This is a genomic window from Desulfosporosinus cupriresistens, from assembly GCF_001707885.1.
Lineage (GTDB): Bacteria > Bacillota > Desulfitobacteriia > Desulfitobacteriales > Desulfitobacteriaceae > Desulfosporosinus.
In genome coordinates this window covers 1-25966 of record NZ_MASS01000060.1, presented here as the reverse complement: position 1 = coordinate 25966, position 25966 = coordinate 1, and the positions used below count along the sequence as shown (strand labels likewise).

Below are 25966 nucleotides of genomic sequence, written 5' to 3'. Positions count from 1 at the left end.
CGAACAATTACGATGGGGATTAGTTTACTTGATTGTGTCTCAGAAGATATTGCTCGGATGGAACAGAAAATTTATGATAAGATCGTTAAAAATGCGGGACAATTAGTGACGGTAGGTGAACAAATATCAGCCCGCTATGGGATTCCCATTATCAATAAAAGAGTATCTGTCACTCCTATCGCCATCGCGGCTGCTCACTTAAACACTGAAGAAATGGTGCGAATTGCTAAAACATTGAATCGAGCCGCCCGAGAGATCGGGATTAATTTTATTGGAGGCTTTTCTGCTCTTGTGCAAAAAGGTTTTACAGCTGGGGATTTGGCGCTGATAGACGCTATCCCTCAAGCACTTAGTGAAACGGAATTTGTTTGTTCGTCTGTGAATATTGGAACGACAAAAACAGGTATAAACATGGATGCAGTTCTGAAAATGGGTAAAGTGATTTTGGAATGTGCTCAACGAACTGCAGACCAAGATGGGATAGCTGCTGCGAAATTAGTTGTATTCTGTAATGCTCCCGAAGATAATCCGTTTATGGCTGGTGCTTTCCACGGTGTAGGAGAACCAGAATGTGTTATAAATGTAGGGGTTAGTGGTCCTGGGGTAGTGGCTAAAGTCGTAAAGGAATTTCCTGAAGCGGATTTTGGCGAACTATCTAATTTAATTAAACAAACTGCCTTTAAAATTACCCGGATGGGAGAGCTGATTGGGCGCGCAACATCGAAGAGTTTAAATGTTCCTTTCGGAATTGTGGATCTCTCGTTGGCACCTACGCCTGCAATAGGTGACAGTGTAGCAGAAATCCTTGAAAATATGGGCCTCGAACGATGTGGAACGCATGGAACAACTGCCGCCTTAGCGTTGCTAAATGACGCAGTTAAAAAGGGTGGAGCTATGGCCTCTTCTCACGTCGGGGGGTTAAGCGGAGCTTTTATACCTGTCTCGGAAGATGCTGGAATGGTAAAAGCAGTCGAAGTAGGTGCTTTAACTCTTGATAAGTTGGAAGCGATGACCTGTGTATGTTCTGTGGGGTTAGATATGATTGCGCTTCCGGGAGATACCAGTGCAGAAACGATTTCTGCCATTATCGCAGATGAAGCGGCGATAGGAATGATCAATAAAAAGACAACTGCGGTACGAGCCATTCCTGCGATTGGGAAAAAGGCCGGTGAGAGGGTAGAATTTGGAGGATTGTTAGGTGGAGCACCAGTTATGGCGATTCATCCCTTTTCTTCAAAAATGTTTGTGAACCGTGGAGGACGTATTCCGGCGCCAATTATTAGCCTTTCAAATTAAAATTAGTGACGATGTCTAGAATAACCTGGATTTTACGGTTTTTGAGCTTCAAGATTGAGGAATAGGTAATTTAGAAGAACAAATAATGTCTATGCTCATTATATCAAGCGTATAGATGATAGAGAGGATTTTTACAAATCCGTAAAAATCAGGTACAATAACTCTTGTAATTAATGCAATTTGTTTTTCTTTGGGTTATGGAGCGTTATTCTAGTGCATGAGTTGGCAATCGAGGGCGGGCCTAATAATCCGCCGAGGGCATACCGATGAAGTTCCTGGTGGTGGCTTTCGACGCCCAGTCGAGGGTTGCTGCTGGGGGTTAAGGACGAGGGGGATCCGCAATGGCATGCGGGCGTTACCCTTTTCCGTGGAGGCCTAAGTGCGTGGCTCTAAGGGGCTACGGCTTAGGGTAGAACCTGCATTAGGAAGGAACTTAGTGCAGTGTAGCCTGCCTTGAGTGGAAAAGTTGGGAAGGCTAAAAGGGTCTGGCCTGTGTTGGCCGATGCATTTCAGACTGCCGGAAATGCTTTTCTGCAAAAGAGGCTAGATTATTAAGGAGTGTGAAGGAAACTTCTAGAACGTGTACTAACGAGGATTGAAGTGCGGACTCAGTGGCGATCAAGTTCTGAGTGATGGTGACACCTCGGGCTGAGGAAAAGGAGAAATCGCCTTACGGGAAACTGAAGGAACTCAGTGGGAAAACCTACTTGACCTAAGCCGCAATATTGACTCGTTAGCTTCCTAACGCCCAAAGAAAAGCACGCCTCTCAACCGAGAGGCGTTTGTTTTTTTATATAAGAAGGTATAAGTTTTGGCGTACCAGAGGGTACCCAAAACTCGAGAAAAAAGAAATTGTGACATATTTCTACTTTGGAGAGTGTGAGTAAGATAGATCGTCTTAGGGAAATGTATTAGATGATATGGAATCACAGATAATGCGTCGTAGGTTCATAGATGGGAAGGGGTGCAGTTCGAGTGAGAAAATAATGAAGCTCAGTACTGACTAAACGATATTAAGGCAAAAAGTATTATACCCTATGAAATATAGCAGGATTTTTAAGGTTATGTAACGAATAACTAAGGGACAACATAAAATAACCATATAAAAACATTTAAAAAGCTGAATCCAATCTATGTATTGGAACGGGGGATTATTTTGGGGTGAATCACGCGCTTTTTCACGTGTAGGGCTTACACCTTCGGCCCGAATCCGTCAACTAACCTCGTAAGCTTATGAAAGGTGGACAATTTCTTGCCGTTTTCCTCATCTGTGCGGATGTGGCTAGGAAGCATTACTTTTGCGGGCTTACTTTTAGCAAGCAGCCTGCCAACATTGGCTACAACACAAACACAAACAACAACCATCCGCTCATTAAAGAAGACAATGACTGAGGTTTCAATTATAACACCTAACAGCACGTATACAGAAGCAGTGCGTAAACAAATGAAATGGATTTCTAAACCCGTGATAGCTAAAACTACTTCCTCAGTAGATAAGCATTTTTCAATCGAAAGTAATTTAGTGGCAGACACTGCATTGCCCACGAAAATGCCTCAGACTAAGAGATCTACGGCAAACAACAAAAAACCTGTTCGAGTTGCAGAAACATCCTTAATAATGGTATCTCGATCGGATAGTTCTGAGGTTGTAGATCATGCACTAAGCCTACAAGGCATTCCCTACGTGTTTGGAGGATCGAGCCGCAAAGGGTTTGATTGTTCGGGATTAACGCAATATGTATATAGGCACTCAGGCGTTTCTTTACCAAGAACTGCTTCAGAGCAATTTAGAGTGGGGTCATCTATAGGCCGAGCTCAATTACAATCAGGTGACTTAGTATTCTTTTCAACGTATACTAAAGGGGCATCCCATGTTGGGATCTATATCGGTGGTGGACGTTTTGTTTCTGCATCGAATAATGGTGTGAGTATTTCAAGCCTTGCTAGTGGCTACTATGCAGGCCGTTATATTGGAGCTCGTCGCCCATAATTATTACTTGTCGAGAAGGGGATGTGTGAAAACTCAGTCTCCAAAATTTCAAGTGGTTACAACAATCAATAAGCGTCCTCATTTCACTATTAAAGTGGAGTGAGGACGCTTGTGTTTTGATGATATAGAAGCAAAAGTGGGGATGTGAAAAATATAGTAACAAGTTTTAGCACAGCCCCTTCTTTATTTTTTCTGAATGAGACTAAAATTGTGGCAACCAGGGAATCGGCTTGTAGTTTAGACATTCTCCCCCAGGTTTAGTAGAGTGAAACAACGAATTTTGAATGTAAGAATCTGAAACTAAGCATTTGTGGGTTCGCTTAAAGTAACATTTTCGGCACAGTTCAACTCTGTAATTTAGAATCATGAAAAGGTTCCTCCTTTGGCAACGGCGCTGGTAGGGACGTTGCGCGAAAATGCTGATAGATTGTTGTAGCTGCGCTCAGGGGCAGTCCAGCTGCTTGGAGTTCTTCAATACTTGCTTCTTGAATGTCGCTAAGAGATGAAAAGTGACGTAACAATTGTTGTTTGCGTTTCGGCCCGATACCCGTGATGTTGTCGAGAGCAGAAAGGGTCATGCTTTTTGCTCGTTGTTGACGATGAAATGTGATAGCAAAGCGATGGACCTCATTCTGGACCCTACCAAGTAAATAAAACGTGGGGTGGTTTTTGGGCAAAGTGACTTGATCACCGGATTGATTCAAAAGTCCATGGGTTTGGTGGCGGTCATTTTTAACCATTCCGGCGACAGGAATCATTAAGTTAAGTTCCTTTAAGGCCTTTAAAGCCGCATTGATTTGGCCTTTACCCCCATCAACTAGAATCAAGTCCGGAAGAGGGCTGTTTTCCGTAACCAATCGTGCGTAGCGACGTAGAATAACCTGGCCCATGGCAGCTGTATCATCAGAGGTTTCCATGGGGTGAATTTTATATTTTCTGTATCCTTTGCGCTGAGGTTTCCCCTCGATGAATTGCACCATACCAGCAACGGTATGTGTCCCGCCTATATTTGAAATATCAAAAGCTTCAAGTCTACTGGGAAGTGGAATTTTTAAGAGTTCCCCGAGTGTGGTTAAAGCAAGCAGTGTTTCAGATTGTTGGTGTATTTCGAGTGAGATTTGGTCGTGAAGGGCAGTCTGAGCATTGGACATGGCCATCTGTACTAGATCTCGTTTCTTTCCTTTTTGAGGAACGATAATGGGCAGTAAGCTTGATAAGACTAAGGATTCAATCGGTGGGAGCAAGATCTCAGGAGGCCATACAGTTCGTTCAAGATAGAATTGAGCAACAAAAGAAATGAAAGCTTCTTCAGGTTCTTCATAATAAGGGAAGGTGAAACTATCACGTGCTAACAGCTTGCCCTGTCTTAAATAAAAAACCTGAATGCACATTTGGTCTGTGGTTGTTGCATACCCGATAACATCGCGGTCAACAAAATCATTAAGCGTAATGTTTTGTTTCTCCCCGAGGAGTTTTAAGTCTTCAATAAGGTCCCTATATTCTCTGGCGCGTTCGAATTGGAGTGCCTCAGACGCTGTTTGCATTTTTTCGGTTAAGAGTCTGATTATTTCACTTTGGTTTCCTTTAAGAAAGGTCGAAACTTCTTTACGCATCTCGACATAAACATTAAGCGACACGTCAGTGACGCAAGGAGCAAGGCATTGTTCCAAATGATAATATAGACAAGGTCGGGTGGGAATTTGACGGCATTTCCGAAATGGAAAAAGCCGATTAAGTAATCGTGCAGCTTCTTTAGCTGCAGTTGCATTGGGATAAGGACCGAAGTATTTACCTCTACCTTTTTTTACTTGCCGGGTAACGAGGATTCGAGGGTGGTTTTCTTCAGTAATAATCAAATAGGGGTAGGTTTTGTCATCCCGCAAAAGAATATTGTACTTCGGGTTATGCTTTTTAATTAAATTGCATTCTAAGACGAGAGCCTCTACCTCTGATTCTGTTATGATATATTCGAAATCAGCAATTTGACTTACGAGTCGTCCCGTTTTGCCGTCATGTGATCCAGTGAAATAAGACCGAACTCTATTTTTCAATATTTTTGCCTTACCGACATAAATAATCTGTCCTAAAGTATCTTTCATCAGATAAACACCCGGCTTATCCGGTAATAAGCTCAGTTTTTGTCGAAGCAGATCCATTTTTCCCACCTCAGTTCTTATTCTAGAGGGTGGACTTCAGAGATGCAAGCTTTAGACACATATCTTTGCAAAAATGAACGTATATATGTTTTAGTGATAGACATTTGCGAAGCTAAAATGAGATATTAATGGAGGGGGACGGTATGCCAAGTGCCTGGGGACGACCACCACGTAACGATCTATGGCATGATTTACAAGCCTTGGCTCTATGGATTCTCATAATTGGGGTTGTTGGTTATATTTTGTTTCCTAACTTTTTTAAAGATATATACTCTCGTTTATCTGATCCTGTAACTCAAACGAGTACGCTGAATGATAACTATACGCTAAATAATTCAGCGAATCTCTACCCGGATGCGAATGATTCACAGCAGTCACTTGGACAAGACTTTTCGAGCGTATCCAATGCCCTCTATAATAATGGGAAAAACGAAGTTTCTACTGGATATTGGGTCATCTTTGTAGCCAATGGAGAGTTTAAGCAGCTCGCAGTAAGTAACGATGCTTATGCCTTTCTTCTCCGACTCATTGAAAGTGATCAAACCGTAACCGGCAAAAACACGGTTATCTTAACTGCTAATGGTCAAATTCAAAAATTCATTGTCAGTGAGGAGATTTATACCATTATTAATAATATGGCTTTAATCGTGGGTCGTGCAAAATAAATAATGCTCAAGAATTAGCGGAAAAGTAGCTTGGCTCCAGCGGCAAATAAAGCAATGCCAACGAGTTGCCAAGGAGTCCAAGGTAGACGACTTATACCGAACCAACCGAAATGATCAATAAGCACTGCCATACTAACTTGACCGATGATAATCGCTGTGGTCGCGTTACATACGCCCACTTTTGGGATGCTTATGGCAACGAGTCCAACAATAAGGACACTAAGAATACCGCCCAGATATAGATACCAAGGAACAGAAACCCAGCTATATTTAAAAAGCGGAGATCGCCAAGCAAGTGAGGCAATCAAGGCGACAAGAGTCCCGATGATATGGACTATGAGTGTTGCAGAGAGCAGCGATGTTTTTTGGCTTAAGGATGAATTTAGGGTCCCTTGTATGGCCATAGCAACCCCCGAGATTGCTGCAATTACAAAGGGAAGAGAAAGTAATTTCGACATAGTAAGCCTCCTCAGTTTTATTTTTTAACTATGGTAAATATGGCCAAGTTCGTTAAGATGTATCAGTATTCATTAGAAAGGTTGAGGGAAAAATGAAAGGGTAATAAAAAAAATTTAAAAAAAGAGGTGGCGTATGGACATCGATTATAATTTAGTGCAACGCGCCCAGATGCTACTCACAATGGAACATCCTTTAAATCAAGTACGTGATATTCTTTTAAGAGAAGGGTATCCACAAGAACAAGTGGTAGAGTTAATGGATGCTACAGAAGAAGTTTTGAATTACCTTGTTCCTCCACAATATGATGAACATAAAATTGGAATCGATATTCTCCACCCCGGAGAAAAAGTACAAGGGCGCAAGCCGACCGTTGATATACTAATAGATAAACGATCTGGAAAATTAGAGTTAATGACTCCCGACCAACCAGAAACATGGCGGGTTGCGAATGAAGTGCGCAAGGCGATCAAACGTCAACGTCAATCGATGAAATATTATCATTAACAATTTCTGGGACTCTAAGTGGAAAACGCTTACAGTCCCTTTTGTCTGTTCATTATCTTTTCTCGAATTTCGAGAATTATGTTATAATAGAAATAATAGTAATTATAGGAAAGAAGGGTCCGGAGTGGAATTTGATCCAATATTAAAAGGGTTGGAAGATGTATATAAAAAAATGACTTCAGATCAACGGCTTAATCGAGAAGATGGTCTGCAACTTTTACAGACAACCAATATACTTGGTCTAGCTTACCTGGCGAATGAACGGAGACGCGCCATGACTGGTGATCAGGTATTTTTTAATAATAATGCCCATATTAACTATAGTAATGTATGTAAAGTACGCTGTGGGTTTTGCGCTTTTGCAAAAGACCTTGAGGAAAAAGGATCTTATACAATGTCCATTGAAGAGGTGGTCAATAAGGCAGGGCAATTTGCTGATCAAGGAGTTACGGAAATTCATATCGTCGGGGGGATACATCCTGAGTTGCCTTTTTCGTATTACCTAGATATGATTAGAAAAATCAAAGAACGAGCTCCTCAAGTGAGCCTAAAGGCATTCACTGCAGCAGAATATGATTTTTTTGCTCAGATGGAAAATGTACCTGTTAAAGAAATTCTGACAACGTTTAAGGAAGCAGGGCTCAGTTTTATACCGGGCGGTGGTGCTGAAAATTTTAGCCCAAGAGTTAGAGAGGTCATTTGTCCCGGAAAATTAAGTGGCAAACGCTGGTTAGAGATTCATAAACTTGCGCACCAAATGGGAATACCTACTAATGCCAATATGCTGTACGGTATCATTGAAACAGATGAGGAATTGATCGATCATCTTCTGGCCTTGCGAGAATTACAAGATGAAACACAAGGCTTTTTTGCCCTGATCCCCACAGCCTTCCATCCCAAAAACACTAAATTCGAAGAAGTCTCTCAAGCTAGTGCGCTTCGCACGCTTAAAGTGATTGCCATAGCCCGCTTGATTCTGGATAATTTCCGTTATATTAAAGCGTATTGGGTCTCTTCCAGTCCTCAAGTAGCTCAGATGGCTCTTTCGTTCGGTGCTAATGATCTCGATGGAGTTGTTCGCGAAGAGAAAATTTATCATACAGCAGGGGCAACCAGTCCCCAAATGCAAAGTGAGCAACAGCTTATCGATATGATCCATGAAGTGGGTTTAGAGGCTGTTGAACGAGATACCTACTATCATGTTTTGAAAACGTTTCCCTGCTAAATCAGCACTCGGGAGTAAAGTTATAACCAAGAGGTGAATCAAGTGCGTATCGCGGTATTGTCAGATACCCATCTGCGAGTGGGCAAATCACTTCCCCGTTTTGTCTGGGAACACTTAACTGAAGTCGACATGATTATTCACGCTGGTGACTTGACACATATGGGCTTATTAGAAGAATTAGCTTCCATTGCACCTGTTCGGGCAGTAAGAGGGAATTGTGATGGTTGGGATGTCTCTTTGCCTGATCGTGATGTCATTGAATGTGGAGCATGGAAGATCGGGTTAGTTCACGGAAATGTGGGAAAGGGAAACAGTACTCCTGACCGTGCTTATGCAGAATTTAAGGAAACTCCCGTTAATCTGATTGTTTTCGGCCATAGTCATACCCCTTTTATGGAATGGCGAAATGGTATTTTGTTATTCAATCCTGGTTCTCCGACGGACAAAAGACGTGAGCCTCAATATTCCTTTGGACTATTGGATATCCAACAAGAACAGATTGATGCCAAACATTTGTACTTTTGAAAGTCGGTGGAATATATGAAACATCGCAGGAATAAAGTGAAACGCGAACACGGCATTATCCAGAACGCCTTGCTTTGGTTAGAGAATTTAGGTTGTCTCGGAGAGGTAACAGACATTATTCCTGGGGTTATTGAGGTAAGTCATTCCTCAGAACGAGGGATTGTCTATAAATATGAGACTCAAACAGGGTGTAAACTTTTGCTGAAAAGTAATGGTTCTATTCAAGAAGTCTTTGTGGTGACCAAAAACCCAGCTTGTGTTCAGGAATGGGTAAAGAAGGAATTCCCATCGGATGCGCTGCCACTGGCATCTAATAATACCTCCGCAAGAAACCAGCAATCACCTGCTAGGAAAAAGTTGTCCAACGTTCCACAAAAATCGAGACATGAAGAAGAAAACCAGACATCTACGCGGGGCCTGCATCACCCCAAAAAACATTCATACCGTAAAGGCCAGAGGGCGATTTTAGGAGATCAAAATTCCCCGAATGTTGCTGAACGATTGGATCTTGCTACTCTCAAAGCTTTAAGCCACCTGAAAAAATCACTTGAAAACATAAGAGTACAAGATGCTAAAGCGAAGTTTAAGAATTCACTACAGAAATAAAAACAGCTTAGGAAAATATTTATCCTAAGCTGTTTTTCGTAATATCTAAGTTTAAAGAATAGACAAGAATGAACTTCATAAAAATTCCTACTAGGACAGCAATCGAATTGTTAAGATGAGCATGCAAAAATATGTACGCTCAGTAAGGAGAGAGGGTCCGTCGTATGGCAGTAGATGGCATATTAGCGCTGGGGGCAATCAAGGGTGTAGGGCTTAATCAATGGCAGCTTGGCGAGCGTCTGTTAGTAGAAGTAGTTCGGAAAACAGGAGAAGGTGAAGCGACCATTCGGGTAAAAGGGCAAGACATCTTTGCTCTTTTGGAAACTTCAACCGAATCAGGAGAAAGGTTTTGGGTTAGAGTAGGCGCTGTGAAAGATAGGAACTTATTGTTGATACGCGAACCTCTGATGGAAAAGCAAGAAGATATTCACGTTGTCCCTCAACAGTTTCAGCAGCTTACGGAAAGAGGATTGCCTATTAATCAGGATATTATTACTCTGCTTAAAACATTTCCGAACGCGCATACAGAACCATTTAATTTTTTAGAGAATATTCAAGGCACAATGACAGACGAATTTATTGTAAGCTTAAAAAAAACAATTCCTGAGTGGGAGGAGTTGTCTAAAGAAAACGGAGCTGAAAAATTTGTAGAGTGTTTAAGAAAACTTGGGCTCAATTATGAACAGCGTTTACAACAGATGCTAAAACTAGATACTCAGGCCAAGGAAGTTGAGAAGAACAGCCTTAAAGAGACCTTTAAGTTTAAGCTCCTCGAAGCCATTCAGCATCAAGAAGGACAAGGATCGCATGAACCTGATGGGCCCTTAGCGCATTTACTTCAGAAAATTACAGGACAACAACTATGGTTTAAAACAGGAGTTCTAGATAATGCCTTTATGCTGCTCCATATCCCCTTATTAAATCAGGGACAACCTATGCCAGTGAAAATAGCGATTGAAAGTGCTCGTAAAGGATCTAAAATGGATGAACAGCACTGTCGTGTAGCGATTGAAATTGAAACCGAGCAACTTGGCGACATTGGGATTGATGCATTTTTTGATCAGGATTCTCTAACATTCCGGGTCCTCACTCGTAACCTCCCATTTCTACCCCAGCTCATTGAGGAGGTAATACCTGAAACGAGAGCGGCATTTTCCAAGCTTGGTTTCAATTTAGCCAAAGTCGAAACAGGAGATCTAGACCAAAACATAGAATTTCAGAATTTCCTGCGTGGAATCAGGCGAAGTGGGGTTGATGTTCAGAGATGAAAGAGAAGATTGAAAAAAAAGATAAGAAAGATAAGGCTGCAGCACTGCTTTATGATCAAACAGAGGCACCTCGTATCGTCGCTAAAGGGGCAGGGGAGATTGCCCGAAAAATGATCGAAGCCGCTGAAGCAGAAGGAATTCCTATACAAAAGAATGAAGTGCTTGTGGAAGCATTGATGCAGGTCGAGCTGACAAAGGAAATTCCACCCCAACTTTATCGTGCAGTGGCAGAGATCCTGGCTTTCATTTATAGATTAGACAAAGCAAAATTACGTGCCACCAGGTCATCTAAGCATACATAATTCAGAGAATGCTTCACAAACTATACTGAAAGAAAAATAATGCAGGAGGCCTATATGAATACTTCATTTGAAGTGCTGAATAAGATCCTTCAGGGCGAGCATATGGCGATTGAACAATACCAAGCGTATATTGGAAAACTTACGGACGGCCCACTTCGTAACCACCTTTCGGCCATTCTGACAGATCATAAAAATCATGCCACTAGAATATCTTATTACATTCAAACTAATGGGGGACAAGCAGAAGAAGGTGTCGGTTTAGGGGGCATTATTGCAGATTGGAAAACTCGTCTAACTAATATGGGAGAGGCAACACCCTTGGAAATCTTGGAACATCTTTATGACGGCGAGGATAAAGGTTTAGCCCGAGCTGTACAGTATTCGGAGCGTTCTTTGAGTAGTGCGGAAAAAGAGGTCTTGAATCCGATCTTTTCTGACGAACATGATCATCTGAAACAACTGCAGAGTCTAAGAGCAGGTCTTTACAGTAATATCTAATAGGAATCTGCTGAATTAAGAAAACTGCTAGGACCGGGGAGAAAACTTGGCTGGTGCCCGCACGAAGACACTGTCTTCGCACGAATTAACCCTTCTTGAAGACACTGTCTTCGCACGTATTAGCCTTCTTGTTAGCCATAGGTGAGGGTGGCCACTTTAGTCGTACTTATGCGGAGGACATGGACGGCCGAGCGTCCCTGTAGCCATGATTCGAACAGGACGTTCGAGGTTATAGTGCCGCCAAGGCTCGAACAGTCGTTCGAGATTAGAGCATCGCCAGGACGATAAGCGGACGAGCTTATCGCCACACTGCAACTTATTACGCATACTCCTGCAGTGTGGATTGGCTAGATGCCGTGATGGTGAGGACCTCGTAGAAAATGTATGTATGAAAAGTTATTCTGATTAGTACAAAAAAGCGGCTACGGCCGCTTTTTTTGTACATTATTTATTAGCTGGATAGCGCTTCCTTTTCTCGCTTCTTTGATAAGCGCTTTCTTGCTAACATTTCAGCGACTTTTCCGCTATCACCAAGAAGAACGCCTTGTAATCTCCATTCACGGAAGGTCTGCCAAAACTGTTGTTCCGAGATTCTCCCGGTATACCTGTCGGATTCTTCATCGTAAGGCCAAAAAACGTCAACCCACAACGTTCCTTTATTACTTAGAACCAATACAAAATGAACAAGTTCTGGGTTAGGAGATTCAGAATCATGCATTAATATGTGTGAACGACCATTAGGGAAATCTGTACGTAAATAACTAAGCTTCATTAATATTCCCCCCTTGTGCTACTTTTAGATAAGCACTTGACGTTTCAATTTCAGTATAGCATGAAATGTTGAATAAAACGATGGGTTTTTTGTACACTACGTCAGTACTGCTTATAGATTATGGAGATAGTTCTAATTCTTGTCAAAAATTCTTCTCATCTTAAATTATGCCTTTTGTCGAGTAAAAGTTCACACGCTAAATTGTATACAGTAATTGAGTTCAGGATAAACTAACTATGCAAAATTGTAGTTTCGAAGGAGGCAAAATATGCTTACAGTTATTCATACGTTTAATGGTCCTGATGCAGACCGCATTCTAGGAGAAGTTCGAACTGGAATCAAATCCGTAGAAAATATTGAAGGATTTAAATTTGCTTCAGTAAACAAACAAGACAATACATCAGACATAATGGTTTTTTCGAAATGGGAAAACCGGTCTGCTTATGAAAATTGGGCAGACACCGTTGGCGAAAATAAGGCATTTAAATCAGCAACGCCACAAATGTTTGAGGTACTTGAAGAGAAGTATTAAGTAGAAGAGGGCCAAGGGTAAAACCCTTGGCCCATTTTTTTATTACTAGTCAGAAAGCATGCATATCTTTTTGTTTCATACTTTCTGGAAGTCTCTTCTTGCCATCCCGTTTTTATTTATTAAAAAGGTGTAGAAGCCATTAGTAGGTTGTTATATGTTTGTTAATTAAAGTTTTATAAGCTAAATCTAGAGCCTTCGTTTTTGATTTGGGGGTAATTGGAAAGGAAATATCATCAATTTGACAAACTGGCATTATACCCATGAGGGCATTAGTCATGAAGATTTCGTCAGCCAAGAACAAGTCGGATAAAGGGTACAAGCCTTCTTGAGTTGGAATTTGCAGAGAACGAGCTAAACTGAGAATGAGGTGGCGACGTGTTCCAGGCAAACACCCACTGGCAAGAGAGGGAGTGAAAAGTGTCTCATTTTTAATAAAAAAAAGATTACTCATCGTACCCTCTGCAATATATCCTTTGGTATTAAGCCACACGCCTTCATCGGCACCTTGAAGTTTAGCAGTTTCCTTGGCCAGAATATTTTCCAAATAATTTGTTGATTTAATTGAAACCAAGGGGGAATGTTCGTTACGAAGGGTTGGCAAGATATGAAGCCGTATGCCTTGGCTATATTGTTCAGGTGTATAGGGGATTGATCGTTCGTGGAAAAAGAGCTTAGAAGGGAGATTAGCTAGGGGGGCTCCACCACTGAGCGTGATACGGAGTGCATAGGGAAGAGGGCTCAGAGATTGTTTGATAAACTCTTGGATTCGAGACAACCATTCAGTTTTTTCTGGTAGTTGGAGACTGAGTAAATCAGCCCCTATGTTCATGCGCTGCCAGTGAAGATCAACAAATAGCGCCCCTTCTTCAGTAATGAGAAGCGTTTCAAAAACCCCAAACCCGAATAAAACCAAGCGATCATGGGATAATAATGTCTCACATGGAATCATTTAAGCGTCCTTTCAGCACTCTAAACAGCGCTTTTGCTTTATCAAGCGTTTCATAATATTCACTTTCGGGTATTGAGTCTGCGACGATCCCGCCGCCAACGTGAACATAAGCCTGACTTTCCTTTAAGAAGATCGTCCGGATAACAATATTTAAATCCCAAGCGCCATCAAAGCCTATATAACCAATGCTACCCGTGTATAACCCGCGTTTGTGAGGCTCTAATTCTTCTATGATCTCCATGGCTCTAATTTTAGGAGCACCAGTGATCGAGCCGCCAGGGAAAATTGCTCGTAAAATATCGCTGGGGTTTAGCCCTTTTACAAGTTGCCCCGTAATGGTCGATACTAGATGCCAGACCGTGGGATATTTTTCAAGGGCAATTAAATCTTGGACTTTAACGGTACCAAATTCGCATATTCGTCCGAGGTCATTGCGTTCCAAATCAATAATCATGGTTAACTCGGCACGGTCTTTAATACTGTTTTCAAGCTCGACAGCTTGTAAACGATCTTCGGATGGTGAATCTCCACGAGGGCGGGTTCCCTTAATCGGACGAGTTTCGATTCTCCCATCCGGTTGTATGCGGATAAACCGTTCGGGAGAACTGCAAAGCACTTGAAAATCCGAATAAGGTAGAAAAGCAGCAAAAGGAGCAGGATTTTGTTTATGCAATTGAGAATAAAGTTTCCAGGCGTCACCTTTCCAGGCTATGGAAAAACGTTGGGTTAGATTGGCCTGGTAAATGTCTCCAGCATAGATGTAGTCAATCACGCGTTGTAAATCAGTTAAATACTGCTCATGAGAGACGCTGGGGTTGATGATCGACTCAGAAAGGGTAGTTAGATTATCAAGCGCATCTAGTTCGGAAAGTTCCTCTGGTACATATGAGTATAGAATTTGTTCCAAGTGTTCGAGGCGAGCATGAGCTAGATCGATATGGCATTTACCGTTTTCGTCAATCCCGCAGGCCGTGATCCAATATTTTCTTTGCAAGTGATCATAAATAACGATTCCATCATACCAAGCAAAACGCCAAAGAGGCAATTTTAAGTCATTTTCAGCAGAGTTGGGAAGGGATTCAATCTCGTTTTTTAAATCGTAACTTAAAAAACCTACGGCCCCACCAGAGAAGGGAAACGGAGAATGTGGTACATGGTATTTATGATTTGCCTTATTAATGAAGTCAAAACATTCGGATTTTTCAAGAGGTAAAATTTCGCGTTGCGAGCGGTTTGGCCAAAAAAGCTCAAGTTGGTTTGTATGAGCTGTTGCCTCTAAGAAAGAGGATGATCCCATATATGAATAACAGCCAAGTTCCTTGTAATCGTTTCCGCTATCTAAGAAAAATGGAGAGGGTTCATCTTTAAAGGCTTGGAATAAGAGATAAGGTGCAACTGAAACGGAGAGTGGTTTGACGATCCAAGGTGAGGGCGAATTCTGGGCCTGCCACTTCTTGGCATTCTGGATAGCGTTTTTTAATAGTTGATGTCCAGATTGAGTTAAGATGGCTTCCGGATGAAATTGAATTCCTTCTATGGGCAGGGTAATATGACGAATACCCATGATTTCGCCATCGGCTGCCTCAGCAGTAATAATTAATGTCTCAGGAAGGGTAGAATGTTCTAAGATCAGGGAATGATAACGGGTTACTTCTAAAGGATTAACAAGGTCACTGAAGACGCCCTGCTGGTCATGACGAATGGGTACTGTTTTTCCGTGAATAGGTCGCTTCGCCCGGACGACTTTTCCACCAAAAAATTGTCCTATAGCCTGATGGCCGAGACAGACACCTAGAATTGGGACCTTCCCCATAAAGTGTTTGATGACTGCTAAGGATAATGGGGATTCACTGGGAGTACAGGGACCAGGTGAAATCACGATCAGGTCAGGATGCATTTCTTCGATATCTGCTATGGTACAGGAGTCTTGACGTTTGACAATGATGTCCTCACCAAGTTCACCGAAGTATTGATAAAGGTTATAAGTAAAAGAATCATAATTGTCTAGCAAAAATATCATTATTGTCTCCCCTTTACCCTGATGTTCTATGTACTAGTAGATGACACATTGATATTATTGTGTCAGGGAGCCTTTATAAACAGCATATAAGAGAGCATAAAATTTAAGGTGCATAGATGCAACTATTTCAGAATAACCAAAATAAAAGTTGCTTTACGCAACTTCTATTCATCTTTATCATGTAACATATCAGTCAATGCTTCAAATGCAGGCTGAAGGTTAGGGTTATCTATCCCTTGTAAGATTATTGTTTGATTAATAATAACCTGCCCAACATTTGACCCTATAACTTCGATCTGGAGGGACTGAACCTCTAGGGTAACAACGTGATCATCTACAATAAACGTCATGCGCTTTGGTTCTGGAAAATTGGCTTGTAGGCTTGTCGTTCCAAGAGGGTCATTATCCGACGATTTCAGGTCACTGGGAGAATGCAAATCACTCAAAACAAAAGAAGACTCCAAAAGTAATTTCTGCATGACAGCCATATTGGTATTCCATGGTAATTCGATGTGTTCTGATTGAGTAGTTCCTGATGGGGAAACAGATAAAATAACGTATGAACTATCTTGGGTTAAAAAGGGTCTTTCTGAACAACCGCTAAGGAATAGACTAGAAAATAAAACTGTAAGGCTAAGTCCGAATGTAGAAATGGTCCGTTTGAACAACAATGGGGTATCCTTCTTCCTAACCATATATTTGTCGACAACCTATTTATTTACCCAATACGTTATTCGCTACAGAATGCTTAAATCCTGCTTTTCGTTGATTCCTTTCGATAAAATGGTGTACAATGGCACCAAGAGAGGGGTCAACACTGTGGGCAAAGACATCGTGGTTTTTGATGTAGAGACAACGGGCTTGGAGGTTGAGCATGATGAAATTATTGAATTCGCAGCACTAAGAATTCGTAATGGACAGATTCAAGAATCATGTCATTTTTTTGTTCAGCCTGAGCAAGAAATAACGAGTAAGACTTTAATGCGCACAGGTTTATCTGCGGAAGAGTTTACTAACTCGTTACCAATATATGAGCACCATCAAGAAATATTGAATTTCTTTGAGGATGCAGTTTTAGTCGGGCATCAGCTATCTTTTTGCCTCTCTATCCTAGAAAAGAAATTGAAAGTTAATTTTGAGAATTCCCAATGGGATACGCTGGAATTAGCTCGCATCTTTTTTCCTACAGTGCATCACTACCAGTTATCCTACTTAGCTGAAAAGCTCTCCTTGGCCTTGGGGGACGGATCTAGACATCAGCGTTCAGAAACGAATGCCTGGTTGACATGGAAACTCTTTGAGGCTTGTAGGTTGAAAGGTCTAAAATTTGATCTTAGTTTTTTTGACCAAGCTAAGAGTTTCCTTGAGGGATGGGCAGGAAAAGGTTTTATTGACGAGGCATATCAAGAGATTATACGTCGCTTTCCTGACCGCCAGATTCGAACGGATCTTGTGCTGGCCCCTATTTCTGAGGGGATATTTGCGCCGGGACAAACACCAACAGCAAACGTTCCTAGCTCAATCGAGTGGGTTGTCGATAGTTTTTCACCGGGGGGAATCCTCGAACGTAATCTACCGGGTTATGAAAGCAGACCAGGTCAAGTAAGAATGGCAAAACTTATTGCAGAAGGTCTTACTTCCTCGCAACATGTCGTTGTTGAGGCCGGAACAGGAACGGGGAAATCGTTTGCCTATCTAATTCCGTGCTTATGGTCGGCAATAAAGACAGGTCAAAAAGTTGTGGTAGCGACTCACACCATTCCACTACAGGAACAACTTCAGAAAAAGGATATCCCGATTTTGGAAAATGTGTTACCTTTTTCATTCCGTGTTTCCGTCTTGAAAGGTAAAGGTAACTATTGTTGTTTGAAAAAATGGCAGGGATGCCTAGTTAATTCGCGGGAAATTCCAAGAGGAGAGCAAAGGCTTGCCCTCTTAAGTGTTCTTGTTTGGCTAAGAGAAACCTTGACGGGAGATTTGCAGGAACTCTCGAAGGTTCCTGGACTTATGCAAATTTGGCCCAGTTTAAGTGCGGACAATGAAACTTGTATTCCTGGCAAGTGTTCGAAGGCAGGTGTTTGTTTTTTACAAAGAGCTCGGAAGAAAGCAGAGGAAGCAGACCTTTTAATAGTAAATCATTCATTGCTTTTTTCCGATCTGAAGACGGATTATAATGTTTTGCCGGAATATCATCAGTTGGTGATTGATGAAGCCCATCAGATATACCAAACTGCTCTCCAGCACTTGGGTTCTGATCTGAATCTAGACCATGTCACCCAAATTGTTAGTAATATCTATAGACAGGCTGGTCCCAATTTCTACGGAATGGTTAAACAACGATTGCGGTCACTTACCCAGATTGTCCCATCAGTTCCTTGGGAAATCTTTGAGAAAAGGTTGGAGAATGTTCCTGAAATTTGTCATATGATTCTTGATCAAGCTCAGGAATTGTTCCAGTTACTGTCGCTAATATTAGGAACGAACCGTACGTTTCGATTTGTCGCAAGCCATGCTGCCCAAACATGGTGGGCGGGGCTCAATGTTCAAATCGAGAACTTGTTTGGACGAATCAAAGCATTGGGGGCTGCCCTGGAAAGTTTAAAAAACGCTTTGAGTGGAGAAGACGCTGATGAGGTTGAAGAGTTAAAATACGTTCTAACCAGCCATCAAAGAGAGTTGCAAGTCCTTATGGATACCCTGATACAAGCAATAGACGTAGATAATCCGAAGCAAGTGACTTGGCTCGAACAAAATTCGAGTCTCTATTTAAAAACTTCCCCAATTGAAGTTAGCGATATTCTTAAAGAAAAAATATTTTCTCGCCTTGATGCTGTAATTTTAACCTCGGCCACGTTGAGTATATCTGATTCGTTTGTCCATTTTCTACGAGATATTGGATTACCGAGGACAACAATTACAGAACAGGTTGATTCACCTTTTGACTATGAACGGCAGATGCGACTCTTTGTGGTAAAAAAGGGCATGAACCACCAAAATTCTGACGAACAGAAGGCAATGGATCTCACAAAATTTATTTTTGAAGTAGCAGAGCGCATGAATGGTCGGACTCTAGTTCTTTTTACTGCTCATAAATTATTAAGAGAAACCTATGCTGCATTGTATCCAAGGTTGGCACGAGCGGGTATTGAAACACTCGCCCAAGGAATCCATGGGGAACGTAGTACCTTGCTTGAAGCCTTTAAGAGAAATCCAAGGAGTGTGCTGTTAGGTGCTAATAGTTTTTGGGAGGGAATTGATATACCAGGTGATACATTATCTTGTGTCATCTTAGTTAAACTTCCTTTCTGGCCACCTACGTTACCTTTGGTTGAGGCCCGTTCGGAATTCCTAAAATCACAAGGACGTGATCCCTTTCAAGAACTCTTGTTACCTGAAGCTGTAATCCGTTTTAAACAAGGGTTTGGCCGTCTTATTCGTTCCAAGGGGGATAGAGGGGTTGTCATTTTGCTTGACGACCGAGTGATTGATAAGTATTATGGTAAGTTCTTTCTAAGTTCTTTACCGATTCGAACGCATGTCCGTGGAGAAAATGAGCTTGTTCTTCGTAGAATCGAGGAGTGGAATACAAGTGAATTAGACTAAGAGCTTTTATAATCATCATAAAAATGATAAACTAAAGAAAATCAAGGGAGGAGGTTATTTTCTAGGTGAAACAATATCCCATTTCTCGTGATGGTTGGATATATTTGGCGATATTGGCAGTTCTAGCGGTTTTAGCCTATTGGGCTTGGCCGTGGCTTGTTATTTTACCGGGTATCGTGTTCTTGTTTGTTGCATTTTTCTTTCGCAATCCTGAAAGGGATATTCCAACTGATGAATTAACGTTAGTTTCCCCGGCTGACGGCGTTATCATGGATGTGGAAAGGGTCTTTGAAGATCAGTTTCTTAACGGTGAAAGCATACGTGTCCGTATCTTTTTAAGTGTTTTTAATGTCCATGTTAATCGAAGCCCGTTGGTCGGTAAAGTTGTATTTCGTGCCTATCGACCGGGACAGATGATCCCTGCCTTTAAAAGTCACGCTTCAGAGCTGAATGAGAAGAACTATGTAGGGATCCAAAATAAACAATTGCAAGTTTTAGTAACTCAAGTAACCGGATTTATTGCTCGACGGATCGTGTGCTGGGTGAATATTGGGGACATCGTAGCCAAAGGGGAGAGGTTTGGTTTAATAAAGTTTGGTTCGTGTACTGAAATTTTTGTTCCGACAAATGTAGCAATTATGGTTAGTCCCGGGGATAGGGTGCGTGGAGGAGTAAGCGTAATAGGGAGAGTGAGTGTCGATTGAGGGGTAATCCAATTCCTGCTCGCATGATTCCGAGCATCTTTACTTTGGCTAATTTGCTTTTTGGTTTTCTAGCCTTGATCTGGGTCTTGGAAGGCAATTTTACATTAGCAGCTGCAATGATTTTACTTTCTGTTCTCATGGACAGCTTGGACGGAAAGGTGGCTCGTCGGCTTTCTGTGAGCTCAGATTTTGGAAAAGAGCTCGATTCTTTGAGTGATTTAGTTTCATTTGGGGTTGCACCAGCAATTCTTACTTATCAGGCAATTTTACAGCCTCACCACTTATCGTATGTAAGGTATATAGGTTTAGGCATTGCTATAATTTTTGCCTTATGTGGAGCCGTTCGTTTAGCACGTTTTAATATGCTCAATATTACATCCTATTTTGTAGGTGTGCCTATTACTTTTGCAGGTGGCTTTATGGCTTTATTAATGTTTTTGCGAAATATGATGCCTTGGTATATTTATCCTGCTAGCATGGTGATTTTGGCGTTTTTAATGGTGTCTACTTTTAAAGTGCCAAAGTTGAGTAAGTAGGGGGACTTGTGTGACACAGCGCTTAGTGCCTACGACGCAGAGCAAACTAACCGTGTAAGCTCCTAAATGGGGAGCGGGGTTCATCCTTCGGCGATAGTATTCTTTTAAAGAACCGCCTACGGCGATAATCTCCACTGGAGACTATCGTGCCAAAAGCACCGTCCTTGGCGCATTGGCGGCAGTGCACATCCTTGTGCACTGCCCCGTATCTGGGGTCGCATACACGGAAGTTTGCTTTTCTGCTTACGTAGAGACGGCGCGCTCGTGTCACACTGCGTCCCGAGCTTGGGAGGTTTAGTCTTGCTTTGGAGATGTGTAGAACGGGGCAAGGACGGTTCTCGATTTGTATTATCGGCTTATTTGCATGAGAGACGGCACATTCCATGTGCACAGTCTTGTGTCTGGTCGCTTTCGTGAATTGTATTATGCTTATTAGATGTCGCGCTTGGAGCAGGGAAATGTGCACTAAGTGATATATACAAACTTCAAACTAGCAGGGAAGGTACTGGTAATTTACTTTCCCTGCTAGTTTTTTTCACCCTTCCCCGGATGAAGCATATAATATGGCACGGAAGTGATCTCTAAGGAGGAAGCAGTTAATGGATAGTCAACAAGTTAGTTGGAATAGTGTAGGATTACGCATGGTTCAAGGATTAACTACAACGATTGATGTGGTTCGCCAACTGGATGTTCAGGAAGCCTCTTTAGTTATGCGATTGTTAGGAAAAAGCTGCACCCGAATGGCGAAGGAAGGGGTAGGGCATCAATTTGGAATTGCCTTAATTGAAACGAGTGCTCAATTAGCGATGAAAGAGTCATTGGTTTTGGAAGATGTTCTTAAAGTTATTACGGGAATCATTGGCCGCCTCTATTTTACGGCGAATTCAGAGGAGGAACGTCTTCTCGTTGTTCAGCTTGAAGAGGCAGTAAAGAATTACCAGGTGATCTAAAAGGGCATTCGTAATTGTACCTGCATACATTACCTCTGAGTGGGAGATTTCAAACGGATGAAACGGATGAAAAGGAGGAATGAGTTTATGCGAATTTATTACGTTCGTTTACCAGAGTTTGTACTTAATGTATTAAGAAAAGTTTTTGGCTAAAGTGGAATGAAAAGGACTTTTCCCTCCTACAATGTATAGTAGAGACAAGCAAGGAGGGAAATTATGCGTCACAGTCGTTATGTATGGTTACTAGGGTTATCAGTCTTCTGTCTAATCACAATAATCACCTTTAAAACGCCCCAAACAGTGATATCAGCATTGGCGGATTCTCATTACAGAAACTCTCCACGTTCGACTATTCAACAGTTTTGGTCGCTTATGGATCTTCGGCAAACAGAACTCGCCCGCGACTTACTCAGTTTACCGGCGGGTTCTTTGGATGAAAATGAATTTATTGCTTGGCAAACTTTGTTGAATAAAGATCCGTTATTAACCTTACGAAAAGTGGAGTTTATGAATTCAGACCAGGATTCGTTATCTTCACAAACGGTAGTAGTACGTGTTTATTGGACATCGCCTGTTCAAGAAGTTCAAAATGTAACATTTTCAATGAATCTAAAGCAAGCGAAAAAGGGTTGGCGAATTGAACGAATTAAGCGGATAAATAATCTTTAAAGCCTAACGTCAAAACTGTTCTGCAAATGGCCGAGTTGATAGAAACGTTAAATTGAGCATTGAGAGTAATAAAAGCAATTCGAGAGTTATATCTCGGATTGTTTTTTCATTTTTTCGAACATCTCGAGCCAGTTCTATTTACTTTGTACTACTGTATATTTTCTAGACAAATTGCTTAAACTGTGGGCTGATACCATTTTTTCGCAACAAGGAGTGCCAAAATACACGTGAAAGTGTGGCTTACGTCACATTCTATCAGAGAGTACCATGATAGACTGATGAACAAGAAGGAGGTTATTTTGATGGCAAACGTAAAAAAAGAGGCTCCTGAATTGGAGTGTGCTAACTGTGGAACGACTAGTGAATTAACCCCCGTAATAACCTATGTCCACCAAGGTGAAGAAAAACATGTATGTATGCATTGTTTACCAATGCTCATTCATGGTTAGGAGATAACTATGCGTTTTACATTGGATATGAAATTGAAGGATATTATGACTTCAAATCCAAAGACTGCAGAAGCTATGCAAGAACTCGGATTACATTGTCTAGGATGTGCGTTTTCAGTCAATGAAACTTTGGCCAATGCAGCACAAATGCATAATCTTGATCCGAATGTGTTGTTAGAAAAAGTAAACTCTGTTGAACAAGGGGAGATATCTGCTGAGGCCGCTGCAAAGGCTCAGCCAGCAGGGTCTATTTTGCAAATGGATAAAAAGACTTATTCGATTGCGCCACATATACCAGCGGGGGTGGTAACTCCTGAAATTTTACGTAAGATTGCAGATGTAGCAGAAAAATACCATGCTCAAGCGCTTAAAGTGACATCTGCCCAGCGAATTGCCATCGTCGGGTTACTCCCTGAAGATGTCCCGAAGGTTTGGGAAGATCTGGGGATGGATCCTGGGCATGCCGTTGGCTTATGTGTGCGGAGTGTGAAGGTTTGTCCAGGTGAGACATTCTGTAAGCGAGGATTACAAGAAACACTAGCTTTAGGGATAGAAATTGATAAACATTATCATGGGATGGTATTGCCCTCAAAATTTAAAATGGGGGTAGCAGGTTGTCCAAATAAATGTACAGACGCAGCTTCTGTGGACTTAGGTCTGATGGGGACGAGCAAGGGCTATCACCTTTATGTAGGAGGAAATGGTGGCGTTAAGCCGAGGAAAGCAGATGTACTTTTGGAAAATCTTCAGAAAGAGCAAATTCTGCCAGTGGTGGACGCGGTTATTTCCTACTATAAGGAAAATGCAAAACCTCAAGAACGGCTTGGGCGTCTCATTGATCGAATTGGCCTAGATGGACTTCATGAAGTTGCAGAAAAAGCTATGCATTAAGACAGTAAAAGCGGATGGTATCATCCGCTTTTACTGTCTTTTTAAGGTTTGACGTTCATTTCTTAACTAGTTAACATGAATTGCGTCTGTTGGGCAGCCATCAGCGGCTTCTTTAGCGGCTGACTCGACCTCACTTGGTACCGGGCTAGTATACGCTACGGCTAATCCGTCATCCTCCATCTTGAAGACCTCGGGACAGAATTCTGGGCAAGCTCCGCACCCAATACAAGTATCTTTGTCAACTGCAGCAATCATATTGTACCCTCCTTTAATTAACTAGCTATATTCTCTCCTTGTTAAAGTCAACTATTCATAAAACATTTACTATTTTCGAAATAGATTTGGTTTAAGATCAGACGATCCGTGAGCAATGCAGTAAAAAAGCACAATTTTGTGGGTGTTGTATGCAACGAATAGACTTTACCTGCTTCAATAACACGTTATTTTTTCTCAGGAGGATATGTTTTGCTTAAACTCGATATTGTTCACGACAATTCGTTTATTTAATAGTGTAAGAATCGCTTATGGAAAATTGTAGTAGATTTTGCGGTAAATAGAAAATTCCAATAATATCCATAAACCCTTTACCGATAAGCCTTTCTCGTTAAATTAACGGCTTAACATAGTTGCCTTATTATTTACGATTTCGACATCCAGCCTAACGTATAATAAGGGCACCGGAGTGAAACAAACGCTGATAAAGGCAATTAGGTGAACCGGAATACAGTTAAGGCGGGATGATGGTACAATGGGTAAGAAAATAAAAATAATTGTCGCGGACGATAATCGTAATTTATGTCAAATGCTACAGAACTATCTCCAAGAACAAGAAGACTTAATTATTGTTGGAGTCGCTAATAATGGTTTAGAAGCTTGGGAACTCATTCAAACTCAGGAACCGGACTTGATTATTCTTGATCTAGTGATGCCAAATTTGGATGGTTTAGGCGTATTGGAACGAATTAATAATCGTACAACAATGACTCGACCGAAAATTATTATGTTAACGGCTTTCGGACAGGAATCTCTCACTCACCAAGCGATGATGCTTGGAGTTGATTACTTTATTTTAAAACCATTCGATCTTGATATTCTCAGTAAACGTATCCGTACTTTAACGCAGGATATGCCTACGGCGGCACCCGAACAGTTTTCTTCTTCAAGTTCTCCCATCGTGTCAACGGCGGGAAACGGACTTAATCTGAACGTTGAAGTAACCACGATGATGCATCAAATTGGTATTCCAGCCCATGTTAAAGGGTATCAATACATTCGTGATGCAATTTTGATGGTCGTAGAGGATGTTTCGTTGTTAGGAGCTGTAACCAAGGAATTATATCCGGGTATTGCCAAAAAGTTTGATACTGCACCTAGTAGGGTAGAACGTGGAATTCGTCACGCTATAGAGTTAGCTTGGGAACGTGGACATACAGATACGTTAAAACGTATTTTTGGATATTCAATGAATATTGAACGACAAAAACCCACAAATTCAGAATTTATTGCACTTCTAGCCGACAAATTGAGAGTGATGAGTAAAGTGAGTTAATCTAAGTAAATCTAAATCTAAGTAATCTAAGTCATCAAGTTAATCTAGGTCAAATTAAGTCAGTCAAAGCAAATCTGCTGTACCATATCTCTTTTATTAAAATAATCGAATCTGTAAAATCGTAATAACCTGGAGGTTTTCATTTGAATTGTTTGCTGTGATCTTTTAGCAATTTATAAATAATATATATTTTTAAATCCCTCAAAACAAACGACTGAAAGATAACTTTGGATGAGATAGAGGGTGCACTTTATTCAAAACAATTATTACTTAGAAAACAGACGAAACACCTTATAAATAAACAAGGTAAGGTGTTTTTGTCTGTTTTTGTTTTCCAAGACAAGTTGTTACAATGAAGCTTCTACTTTGCCTTTTCAATCTCTATGGAATGATTATAGAGCCACATAAGGTCTGAATAATGCTTTTAACTTTGTTATATGTTTACCAATAATGCGTTTAAAAAGCGTGTGGGTACTTAGAAAGGAAGGAATAATCACATGTTTAGGAAGAATAAATTGGGAGCGCTAATACTAGTAGTTGCTCTGATGATATGCATTACGGCACCAGGCTGCAGCTTCAGAAAAATGAAAACTAGTTATAACCCGGGACCCGAACCCAAAACATTGGACCCTCAAATGTCCAATAATACTTCTGAAGTGATTATGGAAATGGCTATGTTTGAGGGTCTGACACGTTTAGATGTGAACAACGTTCCGCAGCCAGCTATTGCGGAGAAAATTGATGTATCAGCTGATGGTCTGACTTATACGTTCCATTTGCGTGACTCCAGATTTAGCAATGGTGATCCGCTAACGGCAAATGATTTTAAATTTGCATGGATGCGAGCC

General features: G+C 41.3%; 28 protein-coding genes and 1 riboswitch. Of the genes, 21 read left to right on the top strand and 7 right to left on the bottom strand.

Annotation, left to right across the window (positions count from 1 at the left end; translation table 11 throughout):
* From DSBG_RS18165 to DSBG_RS18160, 3 genes are all read left to right on the top strand, one after another.
* Positions 1 to 1296: PFL family protein (locus DSBG_RS18165; RefSeq protein ID WP_068965892.1), on the top strand; the 1296-nt coding region annotated here is incomplete at its 5' end.
* 217 nt (positions 1297 to 1513) lie between these two features.
* Entirely contained in the window at positions 1514 to 1675 is a 162-nt protein-coding gene (locus DSBG_RS23270; protein WP_157998526.1) for a hypothetical protein, read from the top strand.
* A 729-nt stretch (positions 1676 to 2404) separates the two neighbouring features.
* Positions 2405 to 2544: riboswitch (cyclic di-AMP (ydaO/yuaA leader) on the top strand.
* 4 nt (positions 2545 to 2548) lie between these two features.
* Positions 2549 to 3286 (top strand): C40 family peptidase, encoded by a 738-nt coding sequence (locus DSBG_RS18160; protein ID WP_242877736.1) that lies wholly within the window; start codon positions 2549 to 2551, stop codon positions 3284 to 3286.
* Between the two features lie 344 nt (positions 3287 to 3630).
* Here DSBG_RS18160 and uvrC read toward each other — a convergent pair whose 3' ends face one another.
* On the bottom strand, positions 3631 to 5442 hold the full coding sequence (gene uvrC, locus DSBG_RS18155) for an excinuclease ABC subunit UvrC (protein ID WP_068965882.1): 1812 nt from the start codon (positions 5440 to 5442) through the stop codon (positions 3631 to 3633).
* Positions 5443 to 5585: 143 nt separating this feature from the next.
* Between uvrC and DSBG_RS18150 the strand changes: the two genes are divergently transcribed.
* Entirely contained in the window at positions 5586 to 6107 is a 522-nt protein-coding gene (locus DSBG_RS18150) for a hypothetical protein (RefSeq protein WP_068965880.1), read from the top strand.
* 14 nt (positions 6108 to 6121) lie between these two features.
* Here the strand turns inward: DSBG_RS18150 and DSBG_RS18145 are convergent, their stop codons facing one another.
* Entirely contained in the window at positions 6122 to 6565 is a 444-nt protein-coding gene (locus DSBG_RS18145; RefSeq protein ID WP_009624644.1) for a DMT family transporter, read from the bottom strand.
* 133 nt (positions 6566 to 6698) lie between these two features.
* On the opposite strand from DSBG_RS18145, the gene DSBG_RS18140 reads away from it, so the two are divergent.
* From DSBG_RS18140 to DSBG_RS18110, 7 genes are all read left to right on the top strand, one after another.
* Complete coding sequence (locus DSBG_RS18140; protein ID WP_068965878.1) at positions 6699 to 7070, top strand: hypothetical protein; 372 nt, start codon at positions 6699 to 6701, stop codon at positions 7068 to 7070.
* 124 nt (positions 7071 to 7194) lie between these two features.
* Entirely contained in the window at positions 7195 to 8295 is a 1101-nt protein-coding gene (gene mqnE, locus DSBG_RS18135; RefSeq protein ID WP_068965876.1) for an aminofutalosine synthase MqnE, read from the top strand.
* Between the two features lie 42 nt (positions 8296 to 8337).
* Entirely contained in the window at positions 8338 to 8820 is a 483-nt protein-coding gene (locus DSBG_RS18130; RefSeq protein ID WP_068965875.1) for a metallophosphoesterase family protein, read from the top strand.
* A gap of 15 nt (positions 8821 to 8835) precedes the next feature.
* Positions 8836 to 9426, top strand: a complete 591-nt coding sequence (locus DSBG_RS18125) for a DUF2103 domain-containing protein (protein WP_068965873.1) — start codon at positions 8836 to 8838, stop codon at positions 9424 to 9426.
* Positions 9427 to 9590: 164 nt separating this feature from the next.
* A complete protein-coding gene (locus DSBG_RS18120) occupies positions 9591 to 10694 on the top strand; it encodes a hypothetical protein (protein WP_068965871.1) in 1104 nt (367 codons plus the stop codon).
* Positions 10691 to 10996 carry an EscU/YscU/HrcU family type III secretion system export apparatus switch protein gene (locus DSBG_RS18115; RefSeq protein ID WP_068965869.1) on the top strand — a complete coding sequence of 102 codons (306 nt, stop codon included), beginning with the start codon at positions 10691 to 10693 and terminating at the stop codon, positions 10994 to 10996. The genes DSBG_RS18120 and DSBG_RS18115 overlap by 4 nt, the downstream gene beginning before the upstream one ends.
* 54 nt (positions 10997 to 11050) lie before the next feature.
* On the top strand, positions 11051 to 11494 hold the full coding sequence (locus DSBG_RS18110; protein WP_068965867.1) for a DUF2383 domain-containing protein: 444 nt from the start codon (positions 11051 to 11053) through the stop codon (positions 11492 to 11494).
* A 451-nt stretch (positions 11495 to 11945) separates the two neighbouring features.
* On the opposite strand, the gene DSBG_RS18105 is transcribed toward DSBG_RS18110, so the two are convergent.
* Complete coding sequence (locus tag DSBG_RS18105) at positions 11946 to 12266, bottom strand: hypothetical protein (RefSeq protein WP_009621619.1); 321 nt, start codon at positions 12264 to 12266, stop codon at positions 11946 to 11948.
* 268 nt (positions 12267 to 12534) lie between these two features.
* Here DSBG_RS18105 and DSBG_RS18100 point away from each other — a divergent pair, with 268 nt between their 5' ends.
* On the top strand, positions 12535 to 12798 hold the full coding sequence (locus DSBG_RS18100) for an antibiotic biosynthesis monooxygenase (RefSeq protein ID WP_068965865.1): 264 nt from the start codon (positions 12535 to 12537) through the stop codon (positions 12796 to 12798).
* A gap of 139 nt (positions 12799 to 12937) precedes the next feature.
* On the opposite strand, the gene DSBG_RS18095 is transcribed toward DSBG_RS18100, so the two are convergent.
* From DSBG_RS18095 to DSBG_RS18085, 3 genes are all read right to left on the bottom strand, one after another.
* Complete coding sequence (locus DSBG_RS18095) at positions 12938 to 13747, bottom strand: aminotransferase class IV (RefSeq protein WP_068965863.1); 810 nt, start codon at positions 13745 to 13747, stop codon at positions 12938 to 12940.
* On the bottom strand, positions 13734 to 15767 hold the full coding sequence (gene pabB, locus DSBG_RS18090) for an aminodeoxychorismate synthase component I (RefSeq protein ID WP_068965861.1): 2034 nt from the start codon (positions 15765 to 15767) through the stop codon (positions 13734 to 13736). Before pabB ends, DSBG_RS18095 begins: the two co-directional genes overlap by 14 nt.
* A 164-nt stretch (positions 15768 to 15931) precedes the next feature.
* Positions 15932 to 16435, bottom strand: coding sequence for a hypothetical protein (locus DSBG_RS18085; protein ID WP_068965888.1), 504 nt, complete (start codon positions 16433 to 16435; stop codon positions 15932 to 15934).
* A 115-nt stretch (positions 16436 to 16550) separates the two neighbouring features.
* On the opposite strand from DSBG_RS18085, the gene DSBG_RS18080 reads away from it, so the two are divergent.
* The 7 genes from DSBG_RS18080 (at position 16551) to DSBG_RS18055 (ending at position 23569) form a co-directional block, all read left to right on the top strand.
* On the top strand, positions 16551 to 19370 hold the full coding sequence (locus tag DSBG_RS18080) for a helicase C-terminal domain-containing protein (RefSeq protein WP_068965886.1): 2820 nt from the start codon (positions 16551 to 16553) through the stop codon (positions 19368 to 19370).
* A gap of 65 nt (positions 19371 to 19435) precedes the next feature.
* Positions 19436 to 20074, top strand: a complete 639-nt coding sequence (locus DSBG_RS18075) for a phosphatidylserine decarboxylase family protein (RefSeq protein WP_068965859.1) — start codon at positions 19436 to 19438, stop codon at positions 20072 to 20074.
* Positions 20071 to 20610 carry a CDP-diacylglycerol--serine O-phosphatidyltransferase gene (pssA, locus tag DSBG_RS18070; protein ID WP_491005791.1) on the top strand — a complete coding sequence of 180 codons (540 nt, stop codon included), beginning with the start codon at positions 20071 to 20073 and terminating at the stop codon, positions 20608 to 20610. Before DSBG_RS18075 ends, pssA begins: the two co-directional genes overlap by 4 nt.
* A gap of 599 nt (positions 20611 to 21209) precedes the next feature.
* Positions 21210 to 21560, top strand: a complete 351-nt coding sequence (locus DSBG_RS18065; RefSeq protein WP_009621592.1) for a hypothetical protein — start codon at positions 21210 to 21212, stop codon at positions 21558 to 21560.
* 216 nt (positions 21561 to 21776) lie between these two features.
* Complete coding sequence (locus DSBG_RS18060; RefSeq protein WP_068965857.1) at positions 21777 to 22229, top strand: hypothetical protein; 453 nt, start codon at positions 21777 to 21779, stop codon at positions 22227 to 22229.
* Between the two features lie 302 nt (positions 22230 to 22531).
* The gene (locus DSBG_RS23265; protein ID WP_009621586.1) at positions 22532 to 22678 is read left to right on the top strand and encodes a hypothetical protein; all 147 of its coding nucleotides are present in this window, start codon (positions 22532 to 22534) and stop codon (positions 22676 to 22678) included.
* A 9-nt stretch (positions 22679 to 22687) separates the two neighbouring features.
* Complete coding sequence (locus DSBG_RS18055; RefSeq protein ID WP_068965855.1) at positions 22688 to 23569, top strand: ferredoxin-like domain-containing protein; 882 nt, start codon at positions 22688 to 22690, stop codon at positions 23567 to 23569.
* A gap of 66 nt (positions 23570 to 23635) precedes the next feature.
* Here DSBG_RS18055 and DSBG_RS18050 read toward each other — a convergent pair whose 3' ends face one another.
* Positions 23636 to 23824, bottom strand: coding sequence for a ferredoxin (locus tag DSBG_RS18050; RefSeq protein ID WP_009621581.1), 189 nt, complete (start codon positions 23822 to 23824; stop codon positions 23636 to 23638).
* A 493-nt stretch (positions 23825 to 24317) separates the two neighbouring features.
* Here DSBG_RS18050 and spo0A point away from each other — a divergent pair, with 493 nt between their 5' ends.
* Positions 24318 to 25118 carry a sporulation transcription factor Spo0A gene (gene spo0A / locus DSBG_RS18045; protein ID WP_009621579.1) on the top strand — a complete coding sequence of 267 codons (801 nt, stop codon included), beginning with the start codon at positions 24318 to 24320 and terminating at the stop codon, positions 25116 to 25118.
* Between the two features lie 497 nt (positions 25119 to 25615).
* On the top strand, positions 25616 to 25966 hold a 351-nt coding region (locus tag DSBG_RS18040), incomplete at its 3' end, for an ABC transporter substrate-binding protein (RefSeq protein WP_242877734.1).

Bases quoted from the DNA above. Each gene is read 5' to 3' on its own strand.
- DSBG_RS23270 (WP_157998526.1), top strand. From the start codon at position 1,514: ATGAGTTGGCAATCGAGGGCGGGCCTAATAATCCGCCGAGGGCATACC.
- uvrC (WP_068965882.1), bottom strand. From the start codon at position 5,442: ATGGATCTGCTTCGACAAAAACTGAGCTTATTACCGGATAAGCCGGGT.
- DSBG_RS18150 (WP_068965880.1), top strand. From the start codon at position 5,586: ATGCCAAGTGCCTGGGGACGACCACCACGTAACGATCTATGGCATGAT.
- DSBG_RS18145 (WP_009624644.1), bottom strand. From the start codon at position 6,565: ATGTCGAAATTACTTTCTCTTCCCTTTGTAATTGCAGCAATCTCGGGG.
- DSBG_RS18140 (WP_068965878.1), top strand. From the start codon at position 6,699: ATGGACATCGATTATAATTTAGTGCAACGCGCCCAGATGCTACTCACA.
- DSBG_RS18125 (WP_068965873.1), top strand. From the start codon at position 8,836: ATGAAACATCGCAGGAATAAAGTGAAACGCGAACACGGCATTATCCAG.
- DSBG_RS18120 (WP_068965871.1), top strand. From the start codon at position 9,591: ATGGCAGTAGATGGCATATTAGCGCTGGGGGCAATCAAGGGTGTAGGG.
- DSBG_RS18115 (WP_068965869.1), top strand. From the start codon at position 10,691: ATGAAAGAGAAGATTGAAAAAAAAGATAAGAAAGATAAGGCTGCAGCA.
- DSBG_RS18110 (WP_068965867.1), top strand. From the start codon at position 11,051: ATGAATACTTCATTTGAAGTGCTGAATAAGATCCTTCAGGGCGAGCAT.
- DSBG_RS18105 (WP_009621619.1), bottom strand. From the start codon at position 12,266: ATGAAGCTTAGTTATTTACGTACAGATTTCCCTAATGGTCGTTCACAC.
- DSBG_RS18100 (WP_068965865.1), top strand. From the start codon at position 12,535: ATGCTTACAGTTATTCATACGTTTAATGGTCCTGATGCAGACCGCATT.
- DSBG_RS18095 (WP_068965863.1), bottom strand. From the start codon at position 13,747: ATGATTCCATGTGAGACATTATTATCCCATGATCGCTTGGTTTTATTC.
- pabB (WP_068965861.1), bottom strand. From the start codon at position 15,767: ATGATATTTTTGCTAGACAATTATGATTCTTTTACTTATAACCTTTAT.
- DSBG_RS18080 (WP_068965886.1), top strand. From the start codon at position 16,551: ATGGTGTACAATGGCACCAAGAGAGGGGTCAACACTGTGGGCAAAGAC.
- DSBG_RS18065 (WP_009621592.1), top strand. From the start codon at position 21,210: ATGGATAGTCAACAAGTTAGTTGGAATAGTGTAGGATTACGCATGGTT.
- DSBG_RS18060 (WP_068965857.1), top strand. From the start codon at position 21,777: ATGCGTCACAGTCGTTATGTATGGTTACTAGGGTTATCAGTCTTCTGT.
- DSBG_RS23265 (WP_009621586.1), top strand. From the start codon at position 22,532: ATGGCAAACGTAAAAAAAGAGGCTCCTGAATTGGAGTGTGCTAACTGT.
- DSBG_RS18055 (WP_068965855.1), top strand. From the start codon at position 22,688: ATGCGTTTTACATTGGATATGAAATTGAAGGATATTATGACTTCAAAT.
- DSBG_RS18050 (WP_009621581.1), bottom strand. From the start codon at position 23,824: ATGATTGCTGCAGTTGACAAAGATACTTGTATTGGGTGCGGAGCTTGC.
- spo0A (WP_009621579.1), top strand. From the start codon at position 24,318: ATGGGTAAGAAAATAAAAATAATTGTCGCGGACGATAATCGTAATTTA.